The organism is Rhodococcus sp. T2V (genome assembly GCF_029269925.1).
Lineage (GTDB): Bacteria > Actinomycetota > Actinomycetes > Mycobacteriales > Mycobacteriaceae > Rhodococcus_F > Rhodococcus_F koreensis.
In genome coordinates, this window is sequence record NZ_JARJBD010000082.1 from 38,823 (window position 1) to 45,921 (window position 7,099).

Below are 7,099 nucleotides of genomic sequence, written 5' to 3' on the forward strand. Positions count from 1 at the left end.
AGGCACGGAAGGTCGCCGGGGCCTCGCGCCACATCCGATACCGACAGGAATACGGTCCCGCCCACCCCCGACGACCCCCCAGGCCACCGATCCGACACGACGACAGACCCCCCCGAACAACTCACCGCCAACCGGAAACAACACCCAATCCCCCACCGTCAACCGCGAGGACACCGACAACACCGACACCGCCGAACCCCTCGAACCCCCCGCCGCCGACCCACCCAGCGAAGACCTCACCACCCACACCCCCCAAACAGCCCGACGAATTCACCCGCACCAGCACAACCCTCCACCACCACAACCGCCTCGCCAACCCCGCACAGCCGACCTGCCGCGACTGCACCTGAGAACACCGGAGTATCCGGGGACGTCGCCACACCAGAAACGGTGCACTCCCTGCAGGACGACCTCCCGACCGGAGGACCACCCGTCGCCGTTTCGCGCACAGTCGATCTGCCGGCACAGCGGCCTGGCCTCGTTCATCCGCGAACCTTTCGGGCGGCGTTGGCGATGAACGCGGTGGGGCGGCGGGGCTCGAACCCGCGACCAATGGATCATGAGTCTACGGCTCACCGATGGAGCTACCGACCCATCACCGCACCACCCCACCCACCGCCCGGGCATGCCCCCCTGACGCAGGCCGTCGTACGCGCCGAGTTTCGCCCGATGCTGCCATCCCACAGCGGGATCGGTTTTTGCGTAGCGCTCCAGGATCCACTGGATTCAGTGGGTTGAGTGGTCCGCAACAACGGTTGTCGGCCATTTTGATTCTGGCCGTCGCTTTTTGGATTGCCGAAGCACTCCCGCTGGCGGTGACTTCACTGCTCGCGATCGGACTCGCTGCAACGCTAGGCATCGCGGACAGTCCAGATGGCGGGAATGGAAGTGATCTCGTTTTCTCCTCGTTTTCCTCCTCGGTCCTCTTTCTGCTGATCGGCGGTTTCCTGTTCGCGAAGGCCATCAATGTGCATGGCCTCGATACCCGCTTCGCGCTCCGTGTGCTCACGCTGCCGGGGGTCGCGAAGTCCTCGTACCGCGTGATCGTGGCGTTCGGGCTTATCGGTTTGGTCATCTCGGCATTCGTATCGAACTCGGCAACGGCGACGATGCTGTTGCCGATCGGGCTGGGTCTGATCCGTACGCTCAACCCGATCATGGCTCCGGGGGATTCTGATTCGTCCGAGCCCAGGCAAACCCGCTTTGCGACAGCACTGATGCTGATGATCGCGTACGCGTCGGCGGTTGGCGGCCTGTTGACGCCCATCGGAAGCCCAGCCAATCTCGTCGGCATCGGTTACATCGAGAAGCTCACGGGCAGCTCCATCGGCTTCTTGCAGTAGACGGCCGCAACAGCCCCCATCGTCGCGATCATGTTCGTCATCTTGTGCGTCGTCATCATCTCGATGAACCGCCCGGAATGTCGCGCACTGCCCGATCTCGACTACATGCGCCGCGAGCGTGCTCAGCTCGGCCGCCTCTCCACGGGGAGCGCAGCACGCTGTTCGCCTTCTGCCTGGTGTGTGCGCGGTGGTTGACTCCGAGCGTCGTCTCGCTGACATTCGGCGTCGACTCGTCGAACGCGACCTTCGTTGCCGGTCACGTCGATGACGGTGCGGTGGCAGTGATCGCGGCAGCTCTGCTGTTCGTTCTGCCCGGGAGTAAAACCGGCGCGAGGGTTTTGACCTGGGAACAGGCTGTGCGGATCGACTGGGGAGTGATTGTGCTGGTCGGCGCCGGCATCGTGCTCGGCGGCCTGTTGTCTTCGACCGGTCTCGCAGATCTTGTCGGCGAGACCCTCAGTCACAATCTGGGCTTTCCGAGCCTGTTCGTGATCACTCTCTTCGCTGTCGCGATGGCAATCTTGTTGTCGGAGAAAACGAGTAATACCGCGGCGGTGGCAATCGTGGTGCCCGTCGTGGTGCCCATCGCAATGGCGGCCGGCATCAATCCGATTATCCCAGCTGTTGCCGGCGTCTTCGGCGGATCATTCGGTTTCATGGTTCCGATCGCCCAGATTCCCAACGCGATCGTCGACGGATCCGGTGTCGTTCCGACCAAACGAATGCTGCGTACCGGGTCGGTATTCGATGTGGTCGGTTGCATCCTGATCGCTATCGGAGTGGTGCTGTGGCTTCCGCACCTCGGCCTGGGTTGACTGTTGAACGCCGACCCCGCGGAGCCTTCAGCTCCGCGGGGTCTCTGCGGTGGAACGGACGTGCTCGAGGAAAGCGTGCGCAGCAGCTGGCATGTAGCGGCTGATGACTCGAGCGACCCCGACGACGCGACTGGTGTCGACGTCGCTGATGGGTACCTCCACCGGCAACCCGACCTGATGCGCGTCCGGAGAGGCAGGAAGGACGGCGACCCCGAGCCCGGCCGCCACCAGGCCGCGGACGGTCGGCACATCGGCGGCTTCGAACACGATGGTCGGGGTGACGCCGACTTCCTCGAAGAGCTCATCGGTGATCTGACGTATCCCGAAGCCGCGCTTCAACGTAACAACTGGCACCTCAGCGAGGTCGGCCAGTTTCACCGTGTCCGAGGATGCCAGTTGATGGTCGTCGGGAACAGCCAGAACCATCGGCTCCTTCCACAGTGGCACCCATTCCACACCGGGCACGCGCGGGTCAGGAGCTGTCAGACAGAGGTCCACCGAGCCGTCCAGAAGCATCCCGACAACGGACCCTGCGCCGCCCTGGGACAGTTGGAACCGCACATTCGCGTGAGTGTGCCGGAACTCGCGGAGCAGGCGCGGGACCAAGGTAGGTCCGATGGTGGGTATGAATGCCATTGTGACGATGCCGCGGTTCGGATCGACCGCGTCGGTGATCTCCGACCACCCCGTGTCGAGCGCTTTGAAAGCTTCCTCTACCCGCACCCGGAAGATCTCGCCGTACCGGTTCAGTCGTACGGTTCGCCCGACTCGATCGAACAGAGGAACTCCCAGTTCGCCTTCCAGACGTCCGATGGCACGGCTCAGCGCCGATTGCGACATGAAATCGGTTCTCGGCAGCTTGTCCGAAGTGCCCGAACCGCGCGGCAGCGGAAAGTGCTTCCAGATCACGCAACTCCATGGAAACCTATGCCCCACTATCAATGTGTGCTATGCATCAAGTGTACGAAGATCGATCACTTCGGCGCATCCTTCTACTGGGGCCGGCGCGCCCGAGCACGGGCCGTGCCGCACATCGGATCGAGCGCACCCACGTCCGTGAAACCCCACGCCGACCCCTGCCGGATCTGGGCTCCGGTCACGCCTGTGTTCGCAGCTGCGGGTGGCGCATCGTCAGATCGAGCAGATATTGCGGTCCGGTGCGGCGAGCGACGTCGACGAAGCCTGCGAGGAGTGGCGACTGCTGGCCGGCACGCCAGGCAAGGGAGAGCGGGCGGTACGGGAGCGGGTCGTGGAGTGGAACGAAGCGGACTCCTTGGCGGCTGAGATTGATGAACGATGTGGGCAGCAAAGCCACCCCTGCGCCGGAGGCAACGAGCGCCAGAATGGTTTGAATGCGCGGAGATTCATCGACGACGGGGGGCTGGATCTTGTGTTGCCGAAACAGTTCGACCACATCGGCGAAGGTGGTCGGCGCCGCCGCTCGCGTCCACAGGATGATGGGCTTATCGGCCAGTATCCGGGGGGATATTCTCCCACGGTCGGCGAGAGGGTCGTCGTCGCACACCACCGCCGCGAGCGGGTCTTCGATCAGTGTCTCGACGGTCAGCGTCGGTTCGTCCACGGGCCCGCGGAGGAATCCGACGTCGAGTCGATGTTCGGTGAGCTGAACGATCTGCTCGGCTGTACCCAGTTCTGTGAGTTCGAGTTTGACGTCGGGATACTCCCGGCGATGGGCACGCATGACGTACGACAACACCCCGTCGACGGCGGCCTGCAGGGCGCCGATGTGCAGATGCCCCAGTTGCCCGGTGGCGGCCCTCCGTGCTGCGGCAAATGCCCGTTCCCCGTGCACGAGCGAGAGGCGAGCCTCCTCGAACAGGGCCTGGCCGGCATCGGTGAGTTCGATCGGCCGCCGTGAACGATCGATGAGCTCGACCCCGAGCTGGTGCTCGAGCTTTCGGATCTGCTGACTCAGTGGCGGTTGCGCCATGTGCAGCCGTTCGGCCGCGCGTCCGAAGTGACGTTCCTCGGCCACCGTGACGAAATAGCGGAGCAGTCGCATCTCCGGATCATTCATATCCACAGAATATAATAGGTGACTAAACATGTCTTGGACTGTGATGGTGTAGCGGACTTACGGTTGGCCTAGGAAATTCGGATCTACCAAGGAGGACAACCGAAATGACCGCCGTCGAACCACGCATCGACCACCACGATCTGGTCGAGCATTACTTCAACCAGCCATGGAGCGACGGCCTACCCGTAGTTCCGCCCACCCCGGAGCGTGTCGCGGCCGTAGTCGAGGCACTCGGCGGCGATCCCCAGACGCTCGAGGCGCGCATCCCACCGCGATGGGGCAGCCTGACCCGCGAACTCCTCGCAGTCAATATGGTGATGGCCGGCTGCAAGCCGGAGTACGCACCCGTCGTACGTGCCGCCGTCCTCGCACTGGCCGACACCCGCTTCAACCTCAACGGCATCCAGGCCACCACCCACGTCGTCTCGCCACTGATCGTGGTCAACGGCCCGATCGCCCGCGAGATCGGCATGAACTCCGGGGGAAACCTCTTCGGCTCCGGCAACCGGGCGAACGCCACCATCGGCCGAGCCGTTCGACTGATCATGCTCAGCGTCGGCGGGGGCATCCCCGGTGAACTCGACAAGAGCACCCTCGGCCATCCAGGCAAGTACACCTTCTGCATCGCCGAAAACGAAGAAGCCAGCCCCTGGGCCCCCTACCACGTCGAACACGGCTACGCCCCGGAAGACAGCACGGTGCTCGTCATCGGCGCCGAGGCCCCCCACAGCGTGACCAACCACATCTCCGACGACCCGCAGGGCATCTTGGACTCGATCGCCTCGGCGATGAGCACGATCGGTCACAACAACGCCGTGCTCGGCGGCTCCTGCACCGTCGTCCTCGGTATCGAACACGCACGTACGATCGCATCCTTCGGATGGGCCCGCGACGACATCCGCCGGTACCTCTGGCTCAACGGAACCAATGACTGGGACAAGGTCAGCTACGGCAACCGCTACGCTCCGCCCGGCGGAACCACCTACAACCGCAATCTGCCGAAGTGGTATCCACGCCAGTCCGGCCGGCAGGTGCCGATAGTGTTCACACCCGACGACATTCATCTGTTCATCGCCGGCGGCGCGGCCGGTCGCTTCTCGGCCTTCCTGCCCGGATGGAGCACCGCGACCACCCCGGTGCTGCGCGCAATCGACGACGGCACCGTGCCTACAGGCGACCCCGGCGGCCTCGAATGCTCGGACGGCTCCTGCCGTCTGTAGCTCCACCACCGCCCCCCACACAAGATCCGACACAGCGAGGTAAGAACGATGATCGATGGCATTTACGACCCCCGAGGCGTTGTCGAGGTGGAGGCCTCTCCCCTGGCAACCCGGCCCAGCAGCGCAGATGGCCTCCGTCTGGCAGTGCTGAGCAACACCAAGTGGAACGCGGCCAAACTTCTGCGGGCCACCGTCCGGGCACTCGAGCAACGGGGAGTGGTGTTCGTCTCCGTCGAGTATTACGACAAGGAGCATTTCTCCTCCGATGCAAGTGCTGAAGTAATCAACCGGATTGCCGCGGAAAACGACATCGCACTGACCGCAATCGGCGACTGCGGCTCCTGCTGCTCCGCCTGCGTCACCGACGGCGTTCGCCTCGAACAGGCCGGACTGCCCACGGCGGTCATCGTGACCACCGAGTTCGAGCACGAAGCCCGCCTCCAGCGCGACGCACGTGGTATGGCGGACCTCGAGCCCGTCGTGATCACCCACCCGATCAGCAGCCTGACCCTCGAACAGCTGGAAGGCCGCGCCGCCGAAGTCGCACCGCAGGCCCTCGACATCTGGTTGACAGGAACACCTGCCCGGATCACGCAGACGGCGACGTCCTCCGTCTAGCAAACCAACACGTTGGGGTGCCCAGCGGCCCGGCACCCCAACGCATCTCGACATCCCACCGCGGCCCCGCCGCGGGACCGGCGGACCTCGGTCTGTCAGCCCGAAGGCAAGAGGCGTGGCGCTGCCTCCGACAACGCGCCACGGTCTGCCGCCGACACCCGCTCGGCAAGCGAGGCGGCGAATCGGGTCGCCGATGACCCTCGACGTCACCACCGACAGCGAGCCCGTGCGCACCGATCCAAGGAGACGACATGACCAACCCTCCGCTTTCTCGCCTGTTGGTAGCGGACTTCTCGCGAGTCCTCGCCGGACCGTTTTGCACGATGACGCTGGGCGATCTGGGTGCCGACATCATCAAGGTGGAACGCCCCGAAGGGGACGACACCCGGGCCTGGGGCCCTCCGTTCATCGACGAAGAGAGCACCTACCACCTCGGCGTCAACCGGAACAAGCGCAGCATCGTTCTCGATCTGCACGACCCGGACGATCTGCAGGCCGCCAGGACCCTCGCCGAGCACGCAGATGTGCTCGTGGAGAATTTCCGGCCCGGCACCATGGCGCGGTTCGGACTGGACGACACCACCGTTCGCCAGGCCAACCCCGAATTGGTGTACTGCAGCATCTCGGCATTCGGTCCCGGAGCCGGCCGCGAACTCGCCGGCTACGACCTCCTCGTCCAAGCACTCGGCGGATTGATGAGCATCACCGGACCCGACCAGAAGTCCCCGACCAAGACCGGCGTCGCTCTCGTCGATGTTCTAGCCGGTCTCTTTGCCACGGTCGGCATATTGTCTGCGCTCCACGAACGCGACAGGTCCGGAGTGGGCCAGCGCGTGGAAGTGAGCCTCATGTCGGCACTTCTGAGCGCACTGGCGAATCAGTCGTCGGGATACGTTCTGGCGGAGACGATTCCCCACGACATTGGCAACGGCCACCCCAGCATCGCCCCCTACGACACCTATGCCACCGGCGACGGTGCCCTAGCGGGAGTTTCCTAGATAGCTGTGGCGTCGGTGCGATTAGCGCTGGTGGGAGCTGGTTTTGGTGTGGTCGGGGTGTATTACC

Annotated in this window: 6 protein-coding genes and 1 pseudogene; 5 read left to right on the top strand and 2 right to left on the bottom strand. The window is 64.3% G+C overall.

Annotated elements, in window-relative coordinates; all coding sequences use genetic code 11:
- Positions 1–734: 734 nt before the first annotated feature.
- Entirely contained in the window at positions 735–1,343 is a 609-nt protein-coding gene (locus P3H15_RS41200) for an SLC13 family permease (RefSeq protein ID WP_276142554.1), read from the top strand.
- 77 nt (positions 1,344–1,420) lie between these two features.
- Positions 1,421–2,158: an SLC13 family permease gene (locus P3H15_RS41205; protein WP_276142555.1), complete on the top strand. Its 738-nt coding sequence runs from the start codon at positions 1,421–1,423 to the stop codon at positions 2,156–2,158.
- A gap of 27 nt (positions 2,159–2,185) precedes the next feature.
- On the opposite strand, the gene P3H15_RS41210 is transcribed toward P3H15_RS41205, so the two are convergent.
- Both P3H15_RS41210 and P3H15_RS41215 read right to left on the bottom strand, forming a co-directional pair.
- Complete coding sequence (locus P3H15_RS41210) at positions 2,186–3,067, bottom strand: LysR family transcriptional regulator (RefSeq protein WP_276142556.1); 882 nt, start codon at positions 3,065–3,067, stop codon at positions 2,186–2,188.
- 187 nt (positions 3,068–3,254) lie between these two features.
- Entirely contained in the window at positions 3,255–4,196 is a 942-nt protein-coding gene (locus P3H15_RS41215) for a LysR family transcriptional regulator (RefSeq protein ID WP_276142557.1), read from the bottom strand.
- 104 nt (positions 4,197–4,300) lie between these two features.
- Between P3H15_RS41215 and P3H15_RS41220 the strand changes: the two genes are divergently transcribed.
- The 3 genes and pseudogenes from P3H15_RS41220 to P3H15_RS41230 form a co-directional block, all read left to right on the top strand.
- The gene (locus P3H15_RS41220) at positions 4,301–5,416 is read left to right on the top strand and encodes a hypothetical protein (RefSeq protein WP_276142558.1); all 1,116 of its coding nucleotides are present in this window, start codon (positions 4,301–4,303) and stop codon (positions 5,414–5,416) included.
- Between the two features lie 48 nt (positions 5,417–5,464).
- Positions 5,465–6,034, top strand: a complete 570-nt coding sequence (locus P3H15_RS41225) for a UGSC family (seleno)protein (RefSeq protein ID WP_276142559.1) — start codon at positions 5,465–5,467, stop codon at positions 6,032–6,034.
- Between the two features lie 251 nt (positions 6,035–6,285).
- Positions 6,286–7,008 (top strand): annotated as a pseudogene (locus P3H15_RS41230) (CaiB/BaiF CoA transferase family protein); the annotation flags it as partial.
- Positions 7,009–7,099: the final 91 nt, after the last annotated feature.

Bases quoted from the DNA above. Each gene is read 5' to 3' on its own strand.
- P3H15_RS41205 (WP_276142555.1), top strand. From the start codon at position 1,421: ATGTCGCGCACTGCCCGATCTCGACTACATGCGCCGCGAGCGTGCTCA.
- P3H15_RS41215 (WP_276142557.1), bottom strand. From the start codon at position 4,196: ATGAATGATCCGGAGATGCGACTGCTCCGCTATTTCGTCACGGTGGCC.
- P3H15_RS41220 (WP_276142558.1), top strand. From the start codon at position 4,301: ATGACCGCCGTCGAACCACGCATCGACCACCACGATCTGGTCGAGCAT.
- P3H15_RS41225 (WP_276142559.1), top strand. From the start codon at position 5,465: ATGATCGATGGCATTTACGACCCCCGAGGCGTTGTCGAGGTGGAGGCC.